Genomic DNA, 23784 nt, shown 5'->3' with positions numbered 1-23784 from the left:
CATCAGCGCGGCAGGTAGGGGTTCGGGTTCACGCGCCCTTCGGGGCGGGCGAGGCGCCGGTGGGTGATGGTGCGCGGCTGCTGGGCCCGGGCGGTGGCGACCGCGGCCTGCTCGTGCCAGGTCATCCACAGTTCGAGCTCATCGTAGGCCGGGTCGGTCGTGCGGCCGGCGAGCACCGTCCCCGCGGCCTCCTTCGCTGCGGTCAGCCCGCGGGTCTCCGCGATCGACTGGCACGCGATCCGGGCCAGCCGCGGCTCGTGCAGGTGGAGGTCCTTGCTCATCGCGGCGGCGAGGTAGTCGTTCGCGGCGAGGACCCGGTCCTCCTCGACGGTGAAGGTGAACACCATCCAAGCCATGTACGCGGTCTCGCGCGGGTGGGTCGGTGACCAGCGGTTGATGCGACGGTCCTCGCGCTTGCCGAAGAGGCGGTCTCGGATGCCGGTCTTGGTGAGCCTGCCCTGCTCGCCGAGCACCGCGATCCGGGTCACCGGCTGGTACAGCGTGTCGCGGGGGCAACCGTGACCTTCCCAGCAGTCGGGGCAGGAGGGAGACCCGGACGGCTCGCACGGGGTGGAGGCTTCGACCTGGGGCCGCTGCTTGGCCCACCAGCGCAGCGCCCGGGTGTGCGCGAGCGCGGGCGCGGCCGCGGGCGGGTCGGCACCAGGGCTGGAGGCGGTGATGAGCGCGGCGACGGCGCCGAGCAGGGTGCCTGCCTGGCCGGGCTCGGTGACGGTGGCCAGCAGCGCGACGAGTGGGTCGAACAGCGCGGCGCCGTTCTCCTGGGCGGCGAGGGTGGCTTCGGTGCGCAGGTGCGGGCAGCGCAGCCGCACGCACTCCACGGCCAGCTCCAACCACGCCTGCTGCTCGGCCGGAGTGCCCGCGTGGGTGAGCGGGGAGTCGTGGCGGACCAGGTGCTCGGTCGGGACGACGGGCGCTTCGCGGCGGCTGCGGATGTAGCCAGGAAGCTTCGGGTCGTGGGTAGTGCCCCGGGCGTGATCTTCGAGCAGCGCCTCGAGGCTGTCGTAGGCGAACGCCCCGGCGGCGTGAAGGAGCAGCTTGACCAGGGCGTCGGCGGTGGCGCGGGCGTCCGCGCGGGCGTGGTGCGCCTCGGCGTTGGCGACCCCGACGAGCTGGCACAAGGTGGCGAGGCTGACGACGCCGCGCTGACCGACGCCGGGCAGCCGGAGCAGTCGCGGCAGGAGGCTGGTGTCGATGATGGGCAGCTCGGGCAGCTGCTCGAGGCCGACGGTCACCGTCGCGTCCCCGGTTGCCCTCGCCTCGTCGAGCCGCTCCAACTCGCGGCGCAGCACCCGGATGTCGCTGCCGGTGTGGCAGACCAGCACCGCGTCGGGGACGGTGAGGGCGTCGAGCACCGCGGGCGCGTAGTAGCCGAAGCGGCGCTTGCGGGCCACGGCCTCGGTGGTGAAGCCGTGCACCGCGGTGGAGCGGGGGTCGACGGGCACGCCGGGATTCATCTCGACGTACAGCTCGCCGTCGCGAACCCGTTTCCCGCCGACAACCGGGGTGATGGCCAGGGAGATGATGCGGTCGCCATCCCCGTCGGGGTCGCGGGTGTACTCGGTGTCGAGCACGAGGAAGGTGCGGGCGGTGAGGTGCTGGAACAGCTCGAAGCCGGCGTCGGTGAGCGTCACGGTCGCCCTCCGCTCTGCTGCCCGCCCTGCTGCCGAACGGGTGGTTGGGTGAGCCGCTGCTCGGCGAGCGCGGCGACCAGCAGCGGGTTCAACAGCGAGGAGTACACCGGTGGCGGCTCACCCTCGGCGCGCGGTGGCGGTTGAGCGTCGGCGAGGGTGCGCGGGGCGGGTGCCCACCCGCCGGCGGCCTCGTTGTCTTCGCGCAGCAGCCGGGTGACCTCGTCGAGGTCGGTGAACGCGCCCTGGGCCCGGGCGACCGCGAGATCGAGCAGGAAGTTCGTCCGGGCGAGGTTGCGGTACAGCTGCTTGCGGTTGTCCAGGAACGGCTCAAGCGCGTGCCGGATCCGGTTCTCGACCGCGGCGTTGGACGCCGGCAGCTGCGGCTGTCGGGCCAGGATGGGCAGCGCGGCCGCGACCCGGGGTTCGTAGATGCGGCGCTGCTCCAGCACTCCGGTCACGGGCGCCGGCAGCGTGGCGACGGCTCCGATGAGGTCGTCCCACCACCGTGTCCAGTCGGCGGGGCCGAGGTTGAGCAGCTCGTCGCGAGCGAGCACGTCGAGGTGCTTGGCCAGTTCGGGGACCAGCACGGTGCGCCCCTCGAGCTTGGTGGTCGCCCCTGGCAGCTTCCTCAGTGCGTCGCGGAGGTTGCGCTGGATGTGGAACAGGCTCGGGACCAGTCCGACGACCCCTGCGCCGTACTGCTTCGTCACCGCGTTGCTGATGGCTTCGGCGTTGTCGGCGACGATGAAGTCCGGGCGTTCGCCGAGCTCGTCCAGCACCAGCCGCCACGCCTGTTCGTTCGCGCGCGGGTAGGCGCGCGCCAGCCGGAGCCGGTACTCCCGACGCGGGTAGCTCATCGGGTCCTCGGCCGGGTGCCAGCGGACCTCGACGACCACCAGCAAGCTCCACTGGTTCCGCTCCAGGCGCCGCTGCTGGCCGCGCCGGCGACGGCCGGACAAAATGACCGGCTGCTCGTCGAGCAGCCAGGTGATGGGGGTGGCGAGCGCGGCGTTCGGTGCAGCGGCGAGCTGCTGGTCGTTCGCGGCGCGCTGCTGCCGGTCGCGGTCGCGCATCTGCTGCTCGACGGGGCGCCACAGCAGCGGTGCGTACTGCTCCACCAGGTCGGCGGCGAGGTGCCAGGCGGACTTGCCCTGCGCGGCGGTGTACGACTGCGCGGCCCCGGTCGCCTGCCCGTCGAGCAGCGCGCCGCCGCCATGGTGCTCGAGCAGGTGGCGGCTGGCTCGGTCGCGGTACTCGCGCATCATCAGCGACACCGCCGCGTAGCTGGCGCCCATCGAGAGCTCGTTCAGCGCCCGGGCGTACAACGCGAGCGTCCACGGGGTGTGCCGGGCGCCGGTGAGCGCGCCGCGGTGCGGGGAGAGCAGTTCGTCGCAAGTCGTGCAGCTCTCGACACCGACCTCGACGGCCTCCCGTGCCAGTGGCGGGGTGAAGGTGTGTGGCGCCGTGCCGTCGGCGGGGACACAGCGGTAGCGCTGCCGCTTCGTGGCGCCGCGGCCGTACACGCCCTGCCGGGTCACCTTCGAGACCGCGTGCTCGGGGCACCCCGGCGGGCGGTCGAGCGAGGTGAGCTGGGTGCCGGCCGCCGAGGCGAGCACCTGGAAGAAGTGCGAGCTGCCGTCGGGCCGGGTGCACCGGAACCGCCGCCAGGTGCCCGCCTTCGTCGTGCGCGTGCCTCGTCCCTGGACCCGGGCGTCGGCGTGCCACGGGTCAGGGCACCGCTGCCTCGGTGAGCGTCCAGCCTCGACCGCTCCGGCGGCCGGGGTGGTGAAGAAGTGCCGCTTTCCGGTCTCGGGCAGGCACTCGAACCGCTGCCGCGTGCCGGCCGCGGAGGCCCTGAGCCCACGGCGGCGCACCCGGCTCCCCGCGTGTGACGGGTCCGGGCACTGCGGTGCTGCTGCGTCGGTCAGTTGTCCTCCTGGCGGGACGTCTCCGCCAGACAGCGTGCCGGCGCCGGTCCCACCGGCAGTGCCGTCCTCGAGGTCGCGGGCGGCAACCACCAGCGACCCCCTCCGAACGCGAACCGGCCCTCCCGGGCCCTGACCGAAGGGTCAAGGCTACCGGGAGGGCCGGACAAGGCGCGCCCAAAACCACACTAAAAGCCGAACAGGGCTGGTGCGGGAGGGCCTTTCGTCGTCGTGGGGGTCGTGCGGCCGCTGGCGCGGCGGGCACTGGCAGGTCAGCGGGTCAGCGACCGCGCAGGTTGCCGCGCATGCCCTTCATCGAGGTCGGGACCGGGCCCTTGGGCAGCGGGATGTTCGAGCGGGTGGCGTCGAGCGCCTTGAGCCGGCTGATCACGTCGGTCATCTGGGCGGGCTTGACGTTGCGGCCGAGCTTCTGGACGTGGCGCACCAGCTTCGGCAGCGGCACCTGGCCCTCGCCGTTGCCGCAGACGACCTCGTGGATCGGCACCTCGGAGGCGACGCGCTCGTGCTTGCGGTGCTCGTTGACGAGCAGCTGCTTGATCCGGGTCGGGCTGGTGCCCTCGCCGATGAGCACGATGCCCGGAGGGCCGACGACCCGGTGGACGACGTCCTGGTTCTTGTTGAACGCGATGACCGGGTCGGACTTCCAGCCGCGGCGCAGCATGCGCAGCGCGGCCGCGGCCGCGCCGGGCTGCCCCTCCATCTGGCGGTACGCCGCGGTCTGGGCGCGGCGGCCGAAGACGATCATCGCGGCGAGCGAGCCGGCGAGCAGCGAGCCGACGACGGCGAGGATCCAGCCGATGACGCCGGAGCCGGGCAGCACCCAGAAGACGAGGAAGCCGAGCGCACCGGCGACGAGCGCGGCACCGAAGGTGAGCAGCCCGACCTTCGGGTCGTTGCGCCGCGTCATCTTGTAGGTCTCGACCAGCTGCTGCCGACGGTTCATGTCGGCGGTCGCGACCGGAGCCTTCGCGGCGTCCTTTGCGGCGTTCTTGGAAGCGTCCTTGGCCATGGGGGAGGTTCGTGCCCTTTGCTGTCGTGCCGAGGTGAGGGAGCCGCCGGTCAGGCGGTCGCGACGCCTGCGCGGGCGTCCATGGCCTGACGGTACAGCCGCCCGGCGCGGTAGGACGAACGCACCAGCGGGCCCGAGAGGACGCCGGAGAAGCCGATCTCCTCGGCCTCGGCGGCCAGCTCGACGAACTCCTCGGGCTTGACCCAGCGCTCGACGGGGTGGTGGCGCACCGAGGGGCGGAGGTACTGGGTGATGGTGATCAGCTCGCAGCCCGCCGCGTGCAGGTCGCGCAGCGCCTGGCTGACCTCGTCGCGGGTCTCGCCCATGCCGAGGATGAGGTTCGACTTGGTGACCAGGCCGAAGTCGCGGGCCTGGGTGATGACGTCGAGGGAGCGCTCGTAGCGGAACGCGGGGCGGATCCGCTTGAAGATCCGCGGCACGGTCTCGACGTTGTGGGCCAGCACCTCGGGCCGCGACTCGAAGACCTCGGTCAGCAGGTCGGCCTTGCCGTTGAAGTCGGGGATGAGGTTCTCGACGCCCGTGTCGGGGTTGAGCTCGTGGATCGCGCGCACGGTCTCGGCGTACAGCCAGGCGCCGCCGTCGGGCAGGTCGTCGCGGGCGACGCCGGTGATCGTGGCGTAGCGCAGCCCCATGGTCTGGACGGACTCCGCGACGCGACGCGGCTCGTCGCGGTCGAGCGCCTGCGGCTTGCCGGTGTCGATCTGGCAGAAGTCGCAGCGGCGCGTGCACTGGTCACCGCCGATGAGGAAGGTGGCCTCGCGGTCCTCCCAGCACTCGAAGATGTTGGGGCAGCCGGCCTCCTGGCAGACCGTGTGGAGTCCCTCGGACTTCACCAGGCTCTGCAGGTGCTTGTACTCCGGGCCCATCTTCGCCCGGGTCTTGATCCACTCCGGCTTGCGCTCGATGGGGGTCTCGGCATTGCGGACCTCGAGGCGGAGGAGCTTTCTTCCTTCGGGAGCGGGAGCCTGCGTCACGTCGTTCACTGTACGCCGCGGGGGTGCGGCGCCCCGACTCGGCGGCTGGGCCCGTCCGGCACGTGCCGCGGGTGCACCATGGGGCCATGCCCACTCCCACCGGCCGCGTCGTCGGCGGCACGCTGATGCTCACCCGCCACCTCCCGTTGCCCGCCTCGCAGGTGTGGGCGGCGCTGACCGAGCCCGAGCGGCTCGAGCGGTGGATCGGGACGTGGACCGGCGACCCGGCCGAGGGTCGGGTGATGTTCACGATGACCGCCGAGGGCGAGCACGCGCCGGCCGAGCAGATGACGATCACGACCTGCGAGCCGCCGCGGCGCCTCGTGCTGGTCTCCCGGGTCGGCGACGACTGGTGGGACCTGGAGGTCGAGCTCGGGGCGGAGACCGACGGTGGCACGCTGCTGACCTTCAAGCAGCCCGGCCTCGACCCGGCCGCGGCCGCGAGCGTCGGCCCCGGCTGGGAGTACTACCTCGACCGGCTGGTCGCCTCGCTCACCGGCGGCGACGTGGCCGCGATCGACTTCGACCGCGACTACTACCCGGCGATGGCGGGGCACTACGGCGCGCTGGGCTGAGCCCCGCCCGCTCGCCCCCGCCCGCCCGCGCGCGGGTCAGGGCACGTCGCGGCGGCGGAACGAGAGCACGCTCGCGGCGCCGACGAGCACGACCGCGCCGCCGTAGTACGTCGCGCCCCGCCACAGCGGGAGCTCGCGGGTGTCGTCGCACTCGGCGCGCCCCTGGGCGTAGCGCCCGTCGTAGCACGACGGCGGGATGTCGACGTAGTACTCGGTCCCGTCGTTGAGCACCGCGGCGATGTTCTCCAGCGGTTCCCACTGCCCGCTGACCGGCAGCGAGCCACCGAGGACCAGCGTGGCGAAACCGAACGCCAGCACCACGCCCAGGGTGGCGACCGTGCTGCGCAGGAGCATGGTGAGGGCGTAGCAGCCCAGCGCGGCGGCGGCCGCGAGGCCGGCGCCCCGCAGTCCGAACCCGAGCGAGGCGGTCAGCCCGCCGTCGGCCACCGGCAGGTCGCGCGCCTGCATCACGCCCCACAGGGTCAGCCAGTACGCCGTGCTGACGGCGACGGCGGTCAGCAGCGCCACGCCCGTGACGGCGACCGCCTTCGCCGCCCAGACCCGGGCGCGGCGGGGGCGGAACAGCAGCTGGTTGCTCATCGAGCCGCTGTTCCAGTCGTGCCCGGCGAAGGTGGTGGCGGCCAGCATGAGCAGCACCACCAGCGCACCGGCGACGCCGATGCCGGAGCCGGCGCGCTCCCGCGCCAGGCTCAGGTCCTGGCGGCTGGTCTGCCACTCCACGACCAGCTCGGCGCAGCGGGTCTCCGCCCGCGCCGGGGACACGCCGTACTGTCGCGGCCTCCGCTCGCAGCGCGCGATCTCCGGCGCCGCGGTGGCCTGGATCTCCACGATCTCGGCCTCGGAGACGGGGCGCGTGTCCCAGATGGTGCCGGCCGCGATGAGCGCGGGCACGACCACGCAGGCGAGCAGCAGCAGCACGACGGCCCGGCGCCACCGCAGCCGGGTGAGCTCGACCCGGACGAGGGAGGTCATCGGGTGGCCTCCTGGTCGGCCGCGGTCAGGTCGAGGAAGAACGACTCGAGGTCGGCCCGCAGCGGGCTGAGCTCGCTGAGCCAGATGTCGCGGGCGCCCAGCAGGCGGGTGACCGCGACGGGGTCGTCGGTCTCGACGCGCAGCGCCCCGTCCTCCTCGCCCACGGTGAGCCCGGCGGCGGCCAGCGCCTCCCGGGCGGCGGCCTGGTCGGGGACGACCAGGCGGTACGCCGTGCTTCCGCCCAGCAGCTCCTCGACCGTCCCGGAGGCCAGCAGCCGCCCGTGACCGACGATGGTGGCCGAGGTGCACACCTGCTGCACCTCGGCCAGGATGTGCGAGCTGAGCAGCACGGTCACCCCGGACGCCCCGAGGCCGCGGATCGTCTCGCGGATCTCCCGGATGCCCGCCGGGTCGAGCCCGTTGGTCGGCTCGTCGAGGATCAGCAGGTCCGGCTCCTTGAGCAGGGTGGCCGCGATCGCGAGCCGCTGCTTCATGCCGAGCGAGTAGGCCTTGTAGCGGTCGCGGTCCCGGCCGCTAAGCCCGACCGTCTCGACCACCGCGTCGACCCGGGTGTCGGGGACGCCGATGGAGCGGGAGAGCAGCAGCAGGTTCTGCCGACCGGTGAGGTTGGGGGAGAACTTCGGCGACTCCACCACCGCGCCGACCCGGTCGACGACCGCCGGCAGGCGCTCGGGCACGGGTTCGCCGAGCAGTCGCATGGTGCCGCTGGTGGGCCGGGCCAGGCCGAGGAGCATCCGGATCGTCGTGGTCTTGCCCGACCCGTTGGGGCCGAGGAAGCCGTGCACCCCGCCCGCGGGGACGGCGAGGTCGAGGTCGGCCACCGCGACGCGGGTGCCGCGGCGGGTGCGGAACTCCTTGCGGAGCCCCTGGGTCTGGATGGCCAGGTCCGGCATCCGTCGATCCAAGCATCGCCGGCGGTCCCGGGACCGGGGGCGCGCCGGGCGGCTGCTAGCGGGGAGCGAGCACCTCGACGCGGGGGCCGTGGCCGGGCTCGGGCCGGGGGTCGTAGTCCGGCGTGGCGGCGTACGGCTCCCAGGCGAGGTACGTCGTCAGGTGCTGCTCGACGAGCGGCAGCACGTCGGCGGTGGTCACGCGGCGGCCCAGCTCGGCCGTGAGCGTGGTGACGCCGGCGTCGGCGATGCCGCAGGGGACGAACCGGTCGTACCAGCCGAGGTCCACGTCGCAGTTGAGCGAGAAGCCGTGCATCGTCACGCCCCGGCTGACCCGGATGCCGATGGCCGCGATCTTCCGCTCCGGGCCGCGGTCGTCGGCCCGCAGCCACACCCCGCTGCGGCCGGGCACGCGGGCGGTGGTGACGCCGAGCGCGGCGCACACCTGGATGAGCGCCTCCTCGACGCGACGGACGTAGTCGACGACCTTGACGTGGTCGGGCAGCGCGACGATCGGGTAGCCCACCAGCTGCCCGGGCCCGTGGAAAGTGATCTTGCCGCCGCGGTCGACGTCGACGACCTGCGCGCCGCCAGGGTCGAGCGGCCGCTCGTGGGGGTCGGTGCGCTTGCCGGCGGTGTAGACGGGCGGGTGCTCGAGGAGCAGGACGGTCGGCGGCAGGTCACCATCGACGACCTGGGCGTGGACCTCGCGCTGGAGGTCCCAGGCGGCCAGGTAGTCGAGCGCGTCGTCACCGAGGCCGACCGTGCGGAACGTCAGGCTGCTCACGCTCCCGACTGTACCTGCGGGCAACCGGCGCCGACCTCCCCGTGCGGGACGGGAGCGGCTCGTCACCGGGGTGGGCCGAAACTCGATTGGCGGGTGGGACGGCCGTCGTCGAGGATGGCGCCATGAGCGAGCTGCGACTGCGACCCCTGCGAGCCGACGACGAGGCCGAGGCGGTGCAGGCGCACCAGGAGCTGGCCGCGGACGACTTCGAGCTCCTGCTCGGGTGGACGCCGGAGCGGTCGTGGGCCGACCTGCTGGAGCAGTACGAGCGCGAGCGGCGCGGCGTCGACCTGCCCGAGGGGCGGGTCCCCGCGGTGTTCCTCGTCGCGGAGGTCGACGGGGCGCTCGTCGGGCGGGTGTCGATCCGGTTCGCGCTCAACGACTGGCTGGCGGCGTACGGCGGGCACGTGGGGTACGGCGTGCGCCCGGCGCACCGACGTCGCGGCCACGCCACCGAGATGCTGCGCCAGGCGCTCGTCGTCGCCCGCGCCGGCGGGGTGGACCGGGTGCTGGTGACCTGCGACGACGACAACGCGGGGTCGGCGGCGACGATCGAGCGGTGCGGGGGAGTGCTCGACGGGCTCGTCGACGAGCCCGGGCAGACGGTGCCGAAGCGCCGCTACTGGATCGACTAGCGCAGGCCGCTGGCGAGCACGGCCGCGACGTCGCGGTCGCGGAACTCGAAGCCGGCCGCCTCGAGCGCCGCCGGTCGGACGTTGAGCGAGCCGAGCAGCTCGGGTGCCATCGCGCCGGCCCCGGCCCGCAGCGCGAACGACGGCACCGGGAGCACGGCCGGGCGGTGCACGGCCCGGGCCAGGGCCCGGGTGAACTCCGCGTTGGTCGGGGTCTCCGGGCAGGTCAGGTTGACCGGGCCGCTGACCGTGTCGTGCTCGGCGAGGAAGACCACCGCGGCCAGCCAGTCGCGCAGCGAGATCATCGCCATGTGCTGTCGGCCGCTGCCCAGGCGCGCGCCGAGGCCGGCCTTGAAGAGCGGCAGCAGGGTCTTCAGCGGCGCGGCCCGCCGGTCCATCACCGGCGCGGTCCGCAGGTAGCAGACCCGCGCGCCCGCCTCGACCGCCCGCTGCGCCGCCGCCTGCCACTCCCGCGTCACCTCGGTCAGCAGCGCGTGGCCCCGGCTGTCGGAGTCCTCGGTCAGCACCTGGTCGCCGTGGTCGCCGTAGTAGGAGATGCCGTTGCCCGCGAGGTACGCCGGCGGGCTCGCCGCCGCCGCGACCGCCTCGGCGAGGACGCGGGTCGAGGTCACCCGGCTCTCCCGCAGCTCGCGGGCCCAGGCGCTCGAGTGGGGGTTGCCCAGCGTCGGCGACCCGGCCAGGTTCACCACGACGTCCGCGCCGGCGACGACCGAGGCGTCCACCTCGTCCCGCTCCGGCGCCCACGTCGACTCGTCCGGTGCCGCGGACGGCCTCCGTACCAACCGGGTGACGTCGTGACCCCGCTCCCGCAGCGCGTCGACGAGGTGGCTGCCGAGGAAGCCGGACGACCCGGCGATGACGATCCGCATGACCCGAGCCTCGCAGGACGCGCAAGGGCCCCGGACCGAGTCGGTCCGGGGCCCTCGAGGAGCGCTGGCGGTCAGACGTCGAAGACGCCGGCCTCCAGGCGCTTCTTGACGTCCTGCAGGAAGCGGCCCGCGTCGGCGCCGTCGACCAGGCGGTGGTCGTAGGTCAGCGCGAGGTAGACCATGTGGCGCACCGCGATCGTCTCGCCGAGGTTCGGGTCGTCGATGACGACCGGGCGCTTGACGACCGCACCCGGGCCGAGGATCGCGACCTGCGGCTTGTTGATGATCGGGGTGTCCCACAGCGCGCCGACGCTGCCGAGGTTGGTGATCGTGAAGGTGCCGCCGGACAGCTCGTCGGGACCGATCTTGTTGGTCCGGGTGCGCTGTGCGACGTCCGCGATCTTCTTGGCCAGGCCCGCGATCGACAGGTCGCCCGCGTCCTTGATCACCGGGGTGATCAGGCCCTTCTCGGTGTCCACCGCGATGGCGAGGTTCTCGCGGTCGTAGTAGGTGATCTCGCCCGCGTCGGTGTCGATGCCGGCGTTCAGCTTCGGGTGCTGCTTGAGGGCGTCGATGGCCGCCTTGGCGAAGAACGGCAGGTAGGACAGCTTGACGCCCTCGCGGGCCTGGAAGTCGGCCTTCGACGCGTCGCGCAGCCGCGCGATGTTGGTGACGTCGACCTCGATGACCTGGGTCAGCTGCGCACCAGTCTGGAGCGAGTCGACCATCCGCTCGGCGATGATCTTGCGCAGGCGGCTGATCTTCTCCGTCGTCCCGCGCAGCGGCGAGGGAGTGACCGACGGGGCCTGCTGCTGGCCGGCGGCGGGAGCCTGCTGGGCGGCCGGCTGGGCCGGTGCCTGCTGGGACTCCTTGGCCTTCGCGGCAGCCTCGAGCACGTCCTGCTTGCGGATGCGGCCGCCGACGCCGGTGCCCTCGACGGTCGAGAGGTCGACGTCGTGCTGCGCGGCGAGCTTGCGGACCAGCGGGGTGACGTAGCCGGAGCCGTCGGGCGTCTTCTCCGAGCGGGCCTGCTCCTTGTCGCGGCTGCCGCTGTCGCTGCTGCTGCGCTCACCGGTGCTCGGGGACTGCGAGCTGGGGGCCGGGGCGGTCTCCTCGGCCTGCTCGTGGTCCTTCTCCGGCTCGGGCTGCTCGGTCTCCGCCTCGCCCTCGTCGGTCGGCTGGGTCGGCTTGGTCGTCTCCTCGGCCGGGCTCGGCTCGGCTGCCTCGGGCTCGGCCTCGGGCTCGGCGGGCTTCTCCTCCGACGACGACGACGGGGCGGCGCCCTTGTCGCCGATGATCGCCAGCTCGGCGCCGACCTCGACGGTCTCGTCCTCGTCGGCCTTGATCTCGAGCAGGGTGCCGGCCACCGGGGAGGGGATCTCGGTGTCGACCTTGTCGGTCGAGACCTCCAGGAGCGGCTCGTCGACGGCGACCTCGTCGCCGACCGACTTCAGCCACCGGGTGACGGTGCCCTCGGTGACGGACTCGCCGAGCGCGGGCAGCGTGACCGCCGTACCGCCACCACCACCGCCACTGCTGCTGCCACCGCCGGAAGAGGCCGCGGGGGAGTCGGACTTCTCCTTCTCGGGAGTCTCGTCACCGGGAGGCAGGTCGCCGGTCTCGTCGGCGATCTCCTCCTCCTGCTCGGCCTTCTTCTCCGCCTCGGCGTCGTCCTTCGGCTGCGCCTCGGGCTCGGCGGTGTCGTCGGCCGAGTCGTCGGAGCCGCCGCCCTCGCCCTCGTCACCGATGACCGCGAGCACGGCACCGACCTCGACGGTGTCGTCCTCCTCGGCCTTGATCTCGAGCAGCGTGCCCGCGACCGGCGAGGGGATCTCGGTGTCGACCTTGTCGGTCGAGACCTCCAGCAGCGGCTCGTCGACGGCGACCGAGTCACCCACGGACTTCAGCCAGCGGGTGACGGTGCCTTCGGTGACGGATTCGCCGAGGGCCGGGAGGTTGACTTCGGTGGCCATGAGTTCCTTCGCTCTTCGGTGGTTGCGGTGGTCAGGAGTGCGTGTGGAGGGGCTTGCCGGCGAGGGCGAGGTGGGCCTCGCCGAGCGCCTCGTTCTGCGTGGGGTGGGCGTGGACGAGCGGGGCCACGTCCTCCGGGTACCCCTCCCAGCCGTAGATCAATTGGGCCTCGCCGACCAGCTCGCCGACGCGCTCGCCGACGAGGTGGATGCCGACGACCGGGCCGTCCGTGCGACGCACGAGCTTGACGAAGCCCTGCGTCCTCAGGATCTGGCTCTTGCCGTTGCCGCCGAGGTCGTAGGTGACGGTCTCGATGCCGTCCGCGCCGAACCGCTCCGCGGCGGTCCGCTCGTCCAGCCCGACCGATGCGACCTCGGGGGAGGAGTACGTCACCCGCGGGATCGCCGACTCGTCGACCGGGCGCGGGTCGAGCCCGGCGATGTCCTCTGCGACGAAGATGCCCTGCTGGAAGCCGCGGTGGGCCAGCTGCAGGCCGGGGACGATGTCGCCGACGGCGTACACGCCCTCGACGCCGGTGCGGCAGCGCTCGTCGGTGACCACGAACCCGCGGTCCATCGCGATGCCCTGCTCGTCGTAGCCCAGGCCGTCGGTGACGGGACCGCGGCCCACCGCGACGAGCAGGAGCTCGGCCTCGATGGTGTCCTGCTTCCCGTCGCCGTCCTCGACGGTCACGGCGACGCCGCCGTCGGTGTGCGCGACGGACTGGTAGCGGGTGCCGGTGCGGAAGACGATGCCGCGCTTGCGGAACGCCCGCTCGAGCGCCTTGGAGCTGGCCTCGTCCTCGGCCGCGACCAGGCGGGGAAGGGCCTCGACGATCGTCACGTCGGCACCGAAGCTGCGCCAGACGCTGGCGAACTCGCAACCGATCACGCCGCCGCCGAGCACCACGACGCTGCGCGGCACGCGGTCCAGCCGCAGGGCGTGGTCGGAGGTGAGCACCCGCTCGCCGTCGACCTCGAGTCCGGGGAGCGTGCGGGCGTAGGAGCCGGAGGCCAGCACGACGTGCCGGCCGGTGTGCGTGGTGCCGCCGACGGTGACCTCGCGCGGACCGGTCAGCCGGCCCTCGCCCTCGATCACCGTGATGCCGCGGCTCTTGACCAGACCGGTGAGGCCCTTGAAGAGGCGGCCGACCACGCCGTCCTTGTAGCTGTTGACGCCGGCCATGTCGACGCCGTCGAGCGTGGCGCGCACGCCGAACTGCTCGGCGTGGCGGGCGCTGTCGGCGACCTCGGCGGCGTGCAGCAGCGCCTTGGTCGGGATGCAGCCGACGTGCAGGCAGGTGCCGCCGACCTTGCCCTTCTCGACCAGGCCGACCGTCAGCCCCAGCTGGGCCGCGCGCAGTGCGCAGGCGTACCCACCGGAACCCGCGCCGAGGATCAGCACGTCGTAGTCGGCGTCGGCCACCGTGGTCCTTCCTGTCGCCTCGGCACCCCTGGATCGCAGGGGAGCGCCCGACCATCTTTGCACCCTTTCCGGGCGTGTCCACACCGGGTCGGGACCTCCCCGGCAGACTGGTGCCATGGCATGGACCGACCGATTCCGACGCCGCCCGCGCAGCAGCAAGCCCGCGGCCGACGGCTACCGCACCGGCTCGACGCGGGTGCGTGCGTCGGACAAGGTGGACGAGCAGCACCTGCGCACCTGGGTCGAGGCACGCCGCGGCGTCGAGGGGTTCGTCGAGCCCCGCACCGCGGTCAGCGACGTCACCCTCCTGCTCGTCGCCCACGACGGCGAGTGGACCCGCCGCCGCGTCCCCTCCATCGAGTGGGCCCACCGGTTCTGCAACAGCTACCAGATCCCCTCCTACGACGCCGCCGTCGTCGGCATCCCGCAGCGCATGCGCGACTACAACCGCCGTCGCAAGCAGCAGGGTCTGTAGCCCTTGTCCGCCACCGCCACCGCCACCGCCACCGCTTCGGCTGGTTGAGGAGCTTGCGCTGGCAAGCGTCTCGAAACCTGCCCACCGTTGGTCGAGCAGCGAAGCGCCAGCGAGCGTCGACGAGACCCCTGGCAGCCGAACTAAGGCCTGCGGACCACGGGTGGTTGCGGCTGATGAGCAGTTATGAGGACCGGTACGCCCTGGGTCGCGGTCGGCTCCCGGCTCGCTGACCGCCGCCTCGGCTGGCTCGGCTATCCATCGGCTGGTTGAGGAGCTTGCCCTGGCAAGCGTCTCGAAACCCGCCCCACCGCTGGTCGAGCAGCGAGCCCTCGCGAGCGTCGCCCGGTGACCGTGGTTGCGGCCCTGCGCCCCTTGCCGGGTCTCGTCACCGGTCGGGCCTGGCGGCCCTCCCTGCTCGACCAGCGGGGATCCGCTGGTCGAGCAGCGAGCCCTCGCGAGCGTCGACGAGACCCCCGGCGGCCGGACTTCGGCCTGCGGGCCATGGGTCGTTGCGGTGGGGGCAATTATGAGGACGAGGTACGCCGTGGGTCGCGGTCCGCTCCCGGCTCGCTGGCCGCCACCCCGGCTGGTTGAGGAGCTTGCGCTAGCAAGCGTCTCGAAACCCGCCGACGAACCCTCCCGAGAAGCGGGTCGAGACCTTCCATACGAACACGTGTTCGAGTAGAATGAGGCCATGACCCTGGCCCACCTCGCGACACCCGAGACCCCGCTGGATGACCCAGCCGAGGTCCTCGCTGCCGCGCGGGCCAGCCAGCGCGAGGCCGACGCCGCAGAAGTCCGCGTGCTGCAGGCCGCCGTCGCCTGGTGCGTGATGCACCCGACGGAGTCGCTGGACGACGCAGCCGCCTGGTCGACGCTGCGCGGGTACGGCGACAAGCCCGTCCCGCTGGCCGGTGACGGGGCACCGATGGTCACCGAGTTCGCCGTCGTCGAGCTCGCCGCCGCCCTCGGCAAGACCCTCGACGCAGGCCGTGCCTACCTCGCCGAGGCGCTCGAGCTGCGCTACCGCCTCCCCAAGACCTGGACCGCCCTGACCAGCGGGGTCCTGCCGGCGTGGAAGGCCCGCTCCATCGCCCGCCGCACCCTCCACCTCCCCGAGAAGGGCGCGGCGTTCGTCGACACCCACGTCCACCACTGCGCCGCCTCCATCGGCCCCGCCGCCCTCGAACGCGTCGTGGAGGAAGCGCTCGTGCGGTTCGACCCCGACGAAGCCGAACGCATCCGGTTCGAGCGCACCGAGACCCGCCACGTCACCATCCAGACCCGCCAGGTCTCCTTCGACGGCCACGTCGACTGCTGGGCCACCCTCGACCTCGCCGACGCCCTCGACCTCGAGGACGCCCTGACCAAGGGAGCCGACCGCCTCGCCGCCCTCGGATCCCGCGAAGCCGAAGGGTCCCGTCGGGCGACCGCGCTCGGCGACATGGCCCGCCGCCAGCTCGTCCTCGAGTTCGACACCGACCCCAAGCCGCTGGTCGTCCACGTCCACCAGACACCCGACGGCACCGTCGACCAGGTCGTCCGGGTCGAGAACACCCGCGGGTTCGTCCTGACCGGCCAGCTCGCCGACTGGTGCACCCGCGCCACCACCACCCCCACCGGCAAGATCACCATCAAGCCGGTCATCGACCTCGCCGAACGCATCCACGTCGAGGCCTACGAGGTCCCCGACCGCCTCAGCCACCAGACCCGACTCCGCGACCACCACTGCGTCTTCCCCTGGTGCACCCGACCCGCGTTCCAGCACTCCCAGGTCGACGACGACCACGTCATCCCCCACAGCCGCGGCGGACCCACCACCACCGACAACATCGGACCGTTGTGTCGCAGGCACCACCGAGCCAAGACCCACGGCGGCTGGCACCAGACCTCACCCGACCCCAGCACCTACCAGTGGACCAGCCCCTGCGGCACCACCTACACCGTCGACCACCACGGCACCGTCGACCACGACACCGGTCCACCCGAGCACTGACCACCCCGCCCCACACCCCGCCGAACCACCAGGTCGGCGGGGCACAGGCACGTCAGCCGTCGAGGTCGAGCACCACGACGCTCCAGTTGTCGGGCGCGCCCGCGGCCTCGACGGCCTGGGCCACGGCGTCGACGACGGCCTGCGGGTCGGCGTCGGCGGTGAGCAGCCCCGCGAGCTCGGCGGCGTCGAGCACCGAGTGGACGCCATCCGTGGTGAGCACGAAGCGGTCGCCCGGCTCGGCGACGCGCACCGCCAGGTCGGGGTCGGAGGACGTGCCGGCGCTGAGCGCGCGGTTGATGAGGACGCGGCGGTTGTCGAGGAGGGCCTCGTCGGCGGTGAGCCGCCCCTCGTCGACGAGCGTCTGCACGAGCGTGTGGTCGCGGGTCAGCCGTTCGAGGCGCCCTCGACGCACGAGGTGGACGCGCGAGTCGCCGAGGTGGGCCATCAGCACCTCGCGGCCGGTGACGACGAGCGCGGTGAGGGTGGTGCCGTCCTCCGGCGACGCCGAGGTCGCGACGACGGCCTCCGCGGCGCGGCGCACGGCGTCGTCGAGACCGGCGACGGATCTGGCCGGCCCGAGCGCCGCCAGGGCGGCGGACGCGACGTCGGGGGTCCGGCCGAACCCGTCCGCGACGGCAGCCAGCGGCCCGTCGAGCCGCACGGCGTCGAGCTGGGCGTCGCGGCCGCCGGTGCCGGTGCGTGCGGCACCGGTGAAGGCCCCGGCGGGTGGGACGGTGGACGGGGTGGGTGCGTGGGGCACGGCTTCCTCCTCGGGGGACAGCTCCTCGACGAGGTCCGCCACGACGCGGCGGGCGGTGGCGGTGTCGGCCTCGACCTGGCGCCAGTACGACGTCAGCTCGGCCGCCGCAGCGGGCGGCGGCAGGTCGGCGACGACCCGGATCCGGGCGAGCGGCATGCCGGCCAGCCGGAGCCGGGCGACCAGCCGGGCACGGTCGAGCTGCGCGGCGGCGTACCGCCGGTAGCCGGTGGTGGCGTCGACCTCCGCCGGCGCCAGCAGGCCCATCTCGTCGTAGAGCCGCAGCGCCTTGACGGTCAGCCCGCTGGCGCGGGCGAAGTCACCGATCGGGAGCAGCGGCTCGTCGGACATCTCGCCTCCTCGTCACCGGCGCGGGTGCGCCGGTGAGCAGCACCGTGGTGCCTGCCGCAGGGGGAGGGTCAAGGCCCGCCCGGGACGGATCAGCCGGTGACGAATCAGCCCTTCGCGACCAGGGCCCGGGCGTAGTCGACGAGGGTGGCCACCGCGACGCCGGTGCCGCCGGAGGTGACGTGGCCCGAGGGGCCGCCGGAGGCGAAGGACGGGCCGGCGATGTCGAGGTGGGCCCACGGCAGGCCGGCGGTGAACTCGCGCAGGAACGCGGCGGCGTACAGCCCGCCGCCCCAGCGGATCCAGTCGTGCTGGGCGAGGTCGGCGATCTTGCTGGAGGTGATCCGCTCGCGCATGTGCTCGGGGATCGGCATCGGCCAGAACTCCTCGCCGGCCGCGAGCGCCGCGTCGAGGACGTCCTGGACGACCGCCTCGGTGCCCATCACGCCGGCGACCTTGTCGCCGAGGGCGACGACCATGTGGCCGGTGAGGGTGGCGACGTCGAGGATGGTGTCGGGCTCCTGCTCGGTCGCGCGGACGAGCGCGTCGGCGAGCACGAGGCGGCCCTCGGCGTCGGTGTTGAGGACCTCGACGGTGGTGCCGCCGTAGATGCGGAGCACGTCGCCGGGGCGGGTGGCGTTGCCGGAGACCATGTTCTCGGCCATCGGGACGAACGTGCTGACCTTGATCGGCAGCCCGAGCGCGGCGATCGCCAGCGTCGCCTGGACGACGGCGGCGGCGCCGGCCATGTCGGACTTCATCTCGTGCATGCCCTGGGCCGGCTTGATCGAGAGGCCGCCGGAGTCGAAAGTGATGCCCTTGCCGACCAGCGCGAGGTGGTGCTTCGCGCCGCGGGGGGAGTAGGTGAGCTCGACGAGGCGCGGCGGGGCGTCCGAGCCGGCGCCGACACCGAGGATGCCGCCGCAGCCGAGCTCGGCGAGCGAGGCCTCGTCGTGGACGGTGATGCCGATCTTGGGGGCGCCGCGGCCCTTGGTGGCGGCCTTGGTCGCGGCCGCGACGGCGTCGGCGAACGCCGGCGGGCGGAGGTCTCCGGGAGGGGTGTTCACCCAGTCGCGGGTGGTGGCGACCGCGTCGGCGACGACCTGCGCCTCATCCAGCGCGGTGGCCGCGTCCTTCTTGCGGGCGGCGGGGGAGAGGACGACGACCTCGGCGGGTGCGGAGTCCTTGGGGTCCTTCGCGTCCTTCTTGTACGTCGTGAACGCGTAGCCGCCCAGGCGGTGGCCCTCGACCACGGCGCGCACGAGGTCGGGCGTCGAGGCCGGCAGCGCCAGCGCGACCGAGGCGGCGTTGGTGACCGCTCGAGCCGAGGCGCCGGCCGCGCGGCGGACGCCGGCGGGCGTGACCTCCTTGCCGAGCCCGACCAGCACGAGCAGCGGCGAGGCGACCGTGTCGCCGGTCGGCACCTTGGTGACCTCGCCGGCCTTGCCGGTCACGCCGAGCGTCGAGAGCAGCGGGCGCAGCTTGCGCCCGTAGGCCTTCGCGACGTCGTCACCGCCGTCGGCCAGCTCGGGGCCGTCACCGCCCTGCAGGACGCCGACCACCACCGCGTCGGTCTTGGTCTTGGCAGGGCTGGCGTTGCGCAGGGAGTACGACGTCACCCGAGGAAGGATAGACACGTGCTGGGGTAGGTTCCGGTCATGGCTGAGGACCCCACCCTGCTGCGGTCGCCCCTGCACGAGCGCCACGTCGCGCTGGGCGCGAAGATGGCCGAGTTCGGCGGCTGGTCGATGCCGCTGGAGTACGCCGCCGGCACGGTCAAGGAGCACACGGCCGTGCGCGAGGCGGTCGGCATCTTCGACGTCAGCCACCTGGGCAAGGCGCTCGTGTCGGGCCCCGGCGCCGCGGCGTACGTCGACAGCACCCTGAGCAACGACCTCGGCCGGATCGAGCCGGGCAAGGCGCAGTACACGCTGTGCTGCGACGAGGAGACCGGCGGCGTCGTCGACGACCTGATCGTCTACCTCCACGACGACGAGCACGTGCTGCTCGTGCCCAACGCGGCCAACACCGCCGAGGTGGTCCGCCGGCTGCAGGCGCAGGCCCCCGACGGCGTGACAGTCGAGGACCAGCACCGCGACCACGCCGTGCTGGCCGTCCAGGGCCCGCTGTCCGACGAGGTGCTGACCGCGGTGGGGCTGCCGGCGGGCCACGACTACATGTCGTTCGTCGTCGCGCCCTTCGCCGGCGCCGAGGTGGTCGTGTGCCGCACCGGCTACACCGGCGAGCGCGGCTACGAGCTGGTCGCGCCGACCGACGTCGCCGTGGCGCTGTGGGACGCGCTGGTCGAGGCGGGCGAGCCGCACGGGATGCTCGCCTGCGGCCTCGGCTCCCGCGACACGCTGCGCACCGAGATGGGCTACCCGTTGCACGGTCAGGACATCTCGCTGGACGTCACCCCCAACGAGGCGCGGCTCGGCTGGGCCGTCGGGTGGGGCAAGCCGGCCTTCTGGGGTCGGGAGGTGCTGCTCGCCGAGCGCGAGGCCGGCCCGCGCCGCGTGCTCCGCGGGCTCGTGGCCACCGGCCGCGGCATCCCGCGCCCGGGCATGAGCGTGTCGCTGACCGCCGACGTGCTGCTCGGCGAGGTCACCTCCGGCACCTTCAGCCCGACCCTGCGCAAGGGTGTCGGGCTGGCGCTGGTGCCGGCGTTCGTCGACCCCGAGGCCGAGGTGGGCGTCGACGTGCGCGGCCGCCGCGAGATCTTCCAGCTGACCAAGCCGCCGTTCGTGCGCAGCAACGTCCGGAGCAGCCAGTGAACCTCCCCGAGCAGCCCAGCACCTTCCGTCCGGCCACCCCGGCCGAGCGCCCCTGGTGGTGGCGGATGGAGAACGCCGCCGGCGAGGAGGTCACCGTCGACGGCGACCTCGGCTCCGAGCGGTTCAGCAACCAGTCCGACGCGGAGTCGTGGGTGGGCGAGGTCTTCGCCGAGCTCGCCGCCGAGGGCGTCGACGCAGTGACCCTCTTCGAGCTCGACCGCCGGGTCTACGGCCCGATGTCGCTGCACCCCTAGCAGTCGTGGCGGGGAGGACCGGGTGCGCGCGGCGGACGACTTCCCCGACTACCTCGCGGCGCGGTGGGCGCCGCTGGTCCGCGTCGTCGTGCTCCTCGGCTGGCGACGTCCGCTCGCCGAACGGGTCGTGGCCGCGACGCTGGGCTCCTGCCGCCGCGACTGGGGCGAGCTGAGCGAGACCGGCGACCTCGACGGCGAGGTGCTCGACACGCTCCTGGCGACCACGGTCGAGGCACGACGCCACGGGCTCGGACCCGACGGGCCGGAGGACCCGGCCGACCCCGACGACGACGAGGCGGTCGAGCACCACGCCGCCACGTACGCCGCCCTCGACGCGCTCCCCGAGCACACCCGCTCCCGGCTGGTGGTGGCCGCGCTGCTCGGCCGCGGACCCGTCGAGCACGCCACCCTCGCCGACGACGTACGCCGCGTGGCGACCGCCGTGCGGGTCGACCCGCCGCCGGCGGCCGCGGACCTGCCGACCCGGCTCCGGCCGCGGCGCACCGGCCTGCTGGTGCTCGTCGGGGCAGCCGTCGTCGGGGCGCTGGTGGCGGCGACGTACGCCCTGGGGGTCCTCGGCCCCGGCGACAGCGACGACCCCGACGACCCCACCCGGCCCGAGCGGCTGGCCCCGGTGGAGGTGGTGGAGGTGCCCAACCCGCTCCCGCTGTCCTGGTGGATGGGCGGCACGCTGCACCTGGCGGAGGTGTCGTTGGCGGTGCCGTCGGTGGTCGACCTGGTGGCCGTCGACGACGGGGCGGTCCTCACCGACACCGCCGGGCGGGTGGTGCACGTGCGCGCCGACGGGGAGCGGACGGTGCTCGGACGGCACGTGCCGGGGTCGGGCCTGGTCGCGCGGGCGGAGGACGCAGTCGCTGCGTGGATCGAGCCGGGCGGCACCGTGGTGGTGCGCGACCTGCTGACCGGCGCGGAGGTCGACCACCGCCGCCTCGACATCGTCGACCTCGCGTCCGTGCGCTTGGTCGCGATCGACGTCGGCGCGGTGCACCTGACCTCGTCCTATGGCGACGTCCGATGGGAGCCGGGGGACACCTCGACGACCGTCGAGCAGCCGCCCGACCTCGTCGACCGCGAGGCGGGGACGACGCTGAGCCGGGTCGACCGGACGACCCTGCGGGTCGAGCAACCGTTCTTCAGCGTCGGCTACACCCGGCCCGGGCGGGACGGGTCGGTGTCGCCGGACGGGACGTACGTGGTCGTCACCGTGGCCGACGACCGGTCGGCGTACGGGACCGTCCGCGTCCTCGACGCCCGCACGGGTGAGCGGCTCCCCACCGGCCTCGGCTCCGAGGACGTCGCGCTGGTCTCGCGGGCCGGGGCGGGCGGCACCCTGACCCACGTCGTCGTCGACCGTGACGCGCTGCCCGGCCTGGCCGCCGGGGCCGACACGGTCCAGCTCGAGCTGCGCGCCTGCCGGGTCGCCGACGGCAGCTGTCGCAGGCTGGTGTCCCTGCCCGCGGCCGCCGGGCTGCCGGTGCTCGCGGACCCGTCCTGAGAGCCGTATCTAAAATTTTGCCGATCGTCGGAAGTTCCGCCCGCCCGGCCGCTGGTCGTGGCCATCCTCGTGGTGCACAGTCGTGCACGGCCGCGCTCGGACGGCCGCCGGGGGGACCAGCGGGCCGGATGGAGGCGCATGGGCATCGACGCGCGGGACGAACCATTGAGGGTGCTCGCCGACCAAAGCGCAGTGGGGGACGCGCTCGCCGCGGCGCTCAGCATCCGGGGCCTGGCCGCCATGGCCGACGACTGCGCGGAGCACCTCGGCCCGGCGGACGGGCCGCTGGCGCCTGGCCGGCCGGGTCGCCTCGCGCCCCCGACGACGGGCGTCGTCTCGTGCACCGTCGACGACGGCCTGTCCCTGGCCAGCGTCCAGGCCTTCCTGTGCAGCTCGCCCGGGTGCTGGGTGGTCGTCACGGACCCGCCGGTCGACGCACGCTGGGGTGCGCTCCTCGTGGCGGGCGCTGCCGAGGTCGTCGGCACCGGGCGCGACCTCGACGAGCTCGTGTCGGTGCTGCGACGCGTCGACGGTGGAGCCCTCGAGGCGCCCGGGTCCCGCGAGGACACAGCCCGGGCGGCGTTCCTGTGCTGGGCCGACCTGCATCCTCCGGAGGAGGCGACCCTCGCCGCCCTGAGCCGCATCGACCGGCGCGAGCTCAGCCGGCTCCGGCGGTTGCTGCGCACCGGTGCCGACGCGGGAGGGGCGGAGGAGGGCTGCACCGCGGCGGTGCTGCACGAGCTGGGCGTGGCTGACGACCTCGCCGCGGTCGCCGCGGTCCGCGCGCTGGACACGGCGTTGCTCGAGCGCTGACCGCGCCGGGGCCGGTCACCGGTTGGGCGGCACCCACCCCACGTGGTGCGCCAGCCCGGCCGCCGCGAGCTGCGAGGAGACTTCGAGCTTGGCCAGGATCGACTTCACCTGGGTGCGGACGGTCGCCTCGGAGACGACCTTCGCCGCGGCGATCTCGCGCACCGGGTGGCCCCGGACGAGCATGGCGAGCACCTCGCGCTCGCGCTGGGTGAGGCGGTCCAGGCGCTCGCGGGCCAGCTGCTTGTCGCTGCGCTCCTGGTGCCACAGCTGCAGCAGCTCCTCGCGCTCCTTGACGTCGGTGACGGGCAGCCCCTGCACGAGGCGCCGCACGGTCGCGAGGATCTCGCTGAGGGGGCGCGACTTGCTGATGACCTTGCGGGCGCCGAGCCGCAGGCACTCGCCCCACCGGCCGCGGTCGGGGCTGGCGGTCACCACGACGACGTTGACGCCGGCGCGAGCGATCGGGCCGATCAGGCGGGTGGCGTCGCCGAGCCGGCCGAGGTCGAGGTCGAGCAGGACGATCCGGGGGTGCGCGGCGAGGATCGCCGAGAGGATGGAGGCCATCGACCCGCCCTCGTCCGGGATCGACACCCGGCGTACGTCGTAGCCCTCGACGGTGAAGACCATGTCGAGGGAGTCGGCGAAGAGCGTGTGGTCCTCGACCAGGACGATGCGGGTGGTGTGGCGCGCGGCCGCGTTCGTCATGGCCGCCGCCCGGCTCCGCGGTCGTCGGTCCTCGTCCGGTTCCTTGCCTGCATCCCCAGCCCCCTTCGGTACGGACCGCCGGGGCGGGACGGTCCCGAGATCGCAGTCGACGCGTGGGACCGGCAAAGGTCCGTCGTCGTGCCCCCGGCGGCGATCGGTGTGCTCATGTCGAGCACCGTCTTCGCGCCGGGGCGGACCCGTCCTCGGATCCGCTGCGATATACCGCAATGTGGGGAATCTAACACCTCGGACCACCCCTCGGGGGGTGCACGAGGCAGGTAAGGCCCGCCAGTCGTGACCGCGAGCGCCTGTCGCATGGGGTCGACGGGCAGCCAGCGGGGCAGGGGGCCGCCGAGCCGG

At 73.7% G+C, this 23784-nt stretch carries 21 protein-coding genes; 8 read left to right on the top strand and 13 right to left on the bottom strand.

The window, feature by feature from the left end; genetic code table 11:
- Positions 1–2: 2 nt before the first annotated feature.
- The 4 genes from QWY29_RS10285 to lipA form a co-directional block, all read right to left on the bottom strand.
- Positions 3–1652 carry a 3'-5' exonuclease gene (locus QWY29_RS10285; protein ID WP_300960645.1) on the bottom strand — a complete coding sequence of 550 codons (1650 nt, stop codon included), beginning with the start codon at positions 1650–1652 and terminating at the stop codon, positions 3–5.
- Positions 1649–3526: a hypothetical protein gene (locus QWY29_RS10280; RefSeq protein ID WP_300960644.1), complete on the bottom strand. Its 1878-nt coding sequence runs from the start codon at positions 3524–3526 to the stop codon at positions 1649–1651. The genes QWY29_RS10285 and QWY29_RS10280 overlap by 4 nt, the downstream gene beginning before the upstream one ends.
- 331 nt (positions 3527–3857) lie before the next feature.
- On the bottom strand, positions 3858–4607 hold the full coding sequence (locus QWY29_RS10275) for a DUF4191 domain-containing protein (protein ID WP_300960642.1): 750 nt from the start codon (positions 4605–4607) through the stop codon (positions 3858–3860).
- 50 nt (positions 4608–4657) lie between these two features.
- On the bottom strand, positions 4658–5602 hold the full coding sequence (lipA, locus tag QWY29_RS10270; RefSeq protein ID WP_300960641.1) for a lipoyl synthase: 945 nt from the start codon (positions 5600–5602) through the stop codon (positions 4658–4660).
- An 86-nt stretch (positions 5603–5688) separates the two neighbouring features.
- Between lipA and QWY29_RS10265 the strand changes: the two genes are divergently transcribed.
- Positions 5689–6177 carry an SRPBCC family protein gene (locus QWY29_RS10265; RefSeq protein WP_300960640.1) on the top strand — a complete coding sequence of 163 codons (489 nt, stop codon included), beginning with the start codon at positions 5689–5691 and terminating at the stop codon, positions 6175–6177.
- A 36-nt stretch (positions 6178–6213) separates the two neighbouring features.
- Here QWY29_RS10265 and QWY29_RS10260 read toward each other — a convergent pair whose 3' ends face one another.
- The 3 genes from QWY29_RS10260 to lipB are packed head-to-tail and all read right to left on the bottom strand — an operon-like array spanning position 6214 to position 8868.
- Positions 6214–7170: a hypothetical protein gene (locus QWY29_RS10260; RefSeq protein ID WP_300960638.1), complete on the bottom strand. Its 957-nt coding sequence runs from the start codon at positions 7168–7170 to the stop codon at positions 6214–6216.
- Entirely contained in the window at positions 7167–8084 is a 918-nt protein-coding gene (locus QWY29_RS10255) for an ABC transporter ATP-binding protein (protein WP_300960637.1), read from the bottom strand. The genes QWY29_RS10260 and QWY29_RS10255 overlap by 4 nt, the downstream gene beginning before the upstream one ends.
- A gap of 55 nt (positions 8085–8139) precedes the next feature.
- Positions 8140–8868, bottom strand: a complete 729-nt coding sequence (gene lipB, locus QWY29_RS10250) for a lipoyl(octanoyl) transferase LipB (protein ID WP_300960636.1) — start codon at positions 8866–8868, stop codon at positions 8140–8142.
- A gap of 122 nt (positions 8869–8990) precedes the next feature.
- On the opposite strand from lipB, the gene QWY29_RS10245 reads away from it, so the two are divergent.
- Positions 8991–9503 (top strand): GNAT family N-acetyltransferase, encoded by a 513-nt coding sequence (locus tag QWY29_RS10245; RefSeq protein ID WP_300960634.1) that lies wholly within the window; start codon positions 8991–8993, stop codon positions 9501–9503.
- Here the strand turns inward: QWY29_RS10245 and QWY29_RS10240 are convergent.
- From QWY29_RS10240 to lpdA, 3 genes are all read right to left on the bottom strand, one after another.
- Positions 9500–10390 (bottom strand): TIGR01777 family oxidoreductase, encoded by an 891-nt coding sequence (locus tag QWY29_RS10240; RefSeq protein ID WP_300960633.1) that lies wholly within the window; start codon positions 10388–10390, stop codon positions 9500–9502. The genes QWY29_RS10245 and QWY29_RS10240 overlap by 4 nt on opposite strands.
- Before the next feature lie 71 nt (positions 10391–10461).
- Positions 10462–12363 (bottom strand): 2-oxoglutarate dehydrogenase, E2 component, dihydrolipoamide succinyltransferase, encoded by a 1902-nt coding sequence (gene sucB / locus QWY29_RS10235; RefSeq protein ID WP_300960631.1) that lies wholly within the window; start codon positions 12361–12363, stop codon positions 10462–10464.
- Positions 12364–12394: 31 nt separating this feature from the next.
- Positions 12395–13786 (bottom strand): dihydrolipoyl dehydrogenase, encoded by a 1392-nt coding sequence (gene lpdA / locus QWY29_RS10230; protein WP_300960630.1) that lies wholly within the window; start codon positions 13784–13786, stop codon positions 12395–12397.
- 115 nt (positions 13787–13901) lie between these two features.
- On the opposite strand from lpdA, the gene QWY29_RS10225 reads away from it, so the two are divergent.
- Both QWY29_RS10225 and QWY29_RS10220 read left to right on the top strand, forming a co-directional pair.
- The gene (locus tag QWY29_RS10225; RefSeq protein ID WP_300960629.1) at positions 13902–14261 is read left to right on the top strand and encodes a hypothetical protein; all 360 of its coding nucleotides are present in this window, start codon (positions 13902–13904) and stop codon (positions 14259–14261) included.
- A 694-nt stretch (positions 14262–14955) separates the two neighbouring features.
- Positions 14956–16257: an HNH endonuclease gene (locus tag QWY29_RS10220; RefSeq protein WP_300960627.1), complete on the top strand. Its 1302-nt coding sequence runs from the start codon at positions 14956–14958 to the stop codon at positions 16255–16257.
- A 52-nt stretch (positions 16258–16309) separates the two neighbouring features.
- Here QWY29_RS10220 and QWY29_RS10215 read toward each other — a convergent pair whose 3' ends face one another.
- Together QWY29_RS10215 and QWY29_RS10210 are read right to left on the bottom strand one after the other, a co-directional pair.
- Positions 16310–17365, bottom strand: a complete 1056-nt coding sequence (locus tag QWY29_RS10215) for a MerR family transcriptional regulator (RefSeq protein ID WP_300960626.1) — start codon at positions 17363–17365, stop codon at positions 16310–16312.
- Between the two features lie 104 nt (positions 17366–17469).
- Positions 17470–18981, bottom strand: coding sequence for a leucyl aminopeptidase (locus QWY29_RS10210; protein ID WP_300960625.1), 1512 nt, complete (start codon positions 18979–18981; stop codon positions 17470–17472).
- Between the two features lie 39 nt (positions 18982–19020).
- Between QWY29_RS10210 and gcvT the strand changes: the two genes are divergently transcribed.
- The 4 genes from gcvT (at position 19021) to QWY29_RS10190 (ending at position 22719) form a co-directional block, all read left to right on the top strand.
- Positions 19021–20136 (top strand): glycine cleavage system aminomethyltransferase GcvT, encoded by a 1116-nt coding sequence (gene gcvT / locus QWY29_RS10205; protein ID WP_300960624.1) that lies wholly within the window; start codon positions 19021–19023, stop codon positions 20134–20136.
- Positions 20133–20390 carry a hypothetical protein gene (locus QWY29_RS10200; protein ID WP_300960623.1) on the top strand — a complete coding sequence of 86 codons (258 nt, stop codon included), beginning with the start codon at positions 20133–20135 and terminating at the stop codon, positions 20388–20390. Before gcvT ends, QWY29_RS10200 begins: the two co-directional genes overlap by 4 nt.
- A 22-nt stretch (positions 20391–20412) precedes the next feature.
- The gene (locus tag QWY29_RS10195; protein ID WP_300960622.1) at positions 20413–21906 is read left to right on the top strand and encodes a hypothetical protein; all 1494 of its coding nucleotides are present in this window, start codon (positions 20413–20415) and stop codon (positions 21904–21906) included.
- Between the two features lie 171 nt (positions 21907–22077).
- Positions 22078–22719: a hypothetical protein gene (locus QWY29_RS10190; RefSeq protein ID WP_300960621.1), complete on the top strand. Its 642-nt coding sequence runs from the start codon at positions 22078–22080 to the stop codon at positions 22717–22719.
- A 15-nt stretch (positions 22720–22734) separates the two neighbouring features.
- On the opposite strand, the gene QWY29_RS10185 is transcribed toward QWY29_RS10190, so the two are convergent.
- Positions 22735–23424, bottom strand: coding sequence for a LuxR C-terminal-related transcriptional regulator (locus QWY29_RS10185; RefSeq protein WP_300960619.1), 690 nt, complete (start codon positions 23422–23424; stop codon positions 22735–22737).
- Positions 23425–23784: the final 360 nt, after the last annotated feature.

Origin of the sequence: Nocardioides abyssi, assembly GCF_030412915.1 — a bacterium.
Classification (GTDB): Bacteria; Actinomycetota; Actinomycetes; order Propionibacteriales; family Nocardioidaceae; genus Nocardioides; species Nocardioides abyssi.
This window is presented reverse-complemented; position numbering and strand designations above follow the sequence as displayed.

What these genes read in the sequence shown, in the direction of transcription:
- QWY29_RS10255 (WP_300960637.1), bottom strand. Translation starts at nt 8,084, where the DNA reads ATGCCGGACCTGGCCATCCAGACCCAGGGGCTCCGCAAGGAGTTCCGC.
- QWY29_RS10265 (WP_300960640.1), top strand. Translation starts at nt 5,689, where the DNA reads ATGCCCACTCCCACCGGCCGCGTCGTCGGCGGCACGCTGATGCTCACC.
- QWY29_RS10245 (WP_300960634.1), top strand. Translation starts at nt 8,991, where the DNA reads ATGAGCGAGCTGCGACTGCGACCCCTGCGAGCCGACGACGAGGCCGAG.
- QWY29_RS10185 (WP_300960619.1), bottom strand. Translation starts at nt 23,424, where the DNA reads ATGACGAACGCGGCCGCGCGCCACACCACCCGCATCGTCCTGGTCGAG.
- gcvT (WP_300960624.1), top strand. Translation starts at nt 19,021, where the DNA reads ATGGCTGAGGACCCCACCCTGCTGCGGTCGCCCCTGCACGAGCGCCAC.
- QWY29_RS10240 (WP_300960633.1), bottom strand. Translation starts at nt 10,390, where the DNA reads ATGCGGATCGTCATCGCCGGGTCGTCCGGCTTCCTCGGCAGCCACCTC.
- QWY29_RS10225 (WP_300960629.1), top strand. Translation starts at nt 13,902, where the DNA reads ATGGCATGGACCGACCGATTCCGACGCCGCCCGCGCAGCAGCAAGCCC.
- QWY29_RS10260 (WP_300960638.1), bottom strand. Translation starts at nt 7,170, where the DNA reads ATGACCTCCCTCGTCCGGGTCGAGCTCACCCGGCTGCGGTGGCGCCGG.
- QWY29_RS10215 (WP_300960626.1), bottom strand. Translation starts at nt 17,365, where the DNA reads ATGTCCGACGAGCCGCTGCTCCCGATCGGTGACTTCGCCCGCGCCAGC.
- QWY29_RS10220 (WP_300960627.1), top strand. Translation starts at nt 14,956, where the DNA reads ATGACCCTGGCCCACCTCGCGACACCCGAGACCCCGCTGGATGACCCA.
- sucB (WP_300960631.1), bottom strand. Translation starts at nt 12,363, where the DNA reads ATGGCCACCGAAGTCAACCTCCCGGCCCTCGGCGAATCCGTCACCGAA.
- QWY29_RS10275 (WP_300960642.1), bottom strand. Translation starts at nt 4,607, where the DNA reads ATGGCCAAGGACGCTTCCAAGAACGCCGCAAAGGACGCCGCGAAGGCT.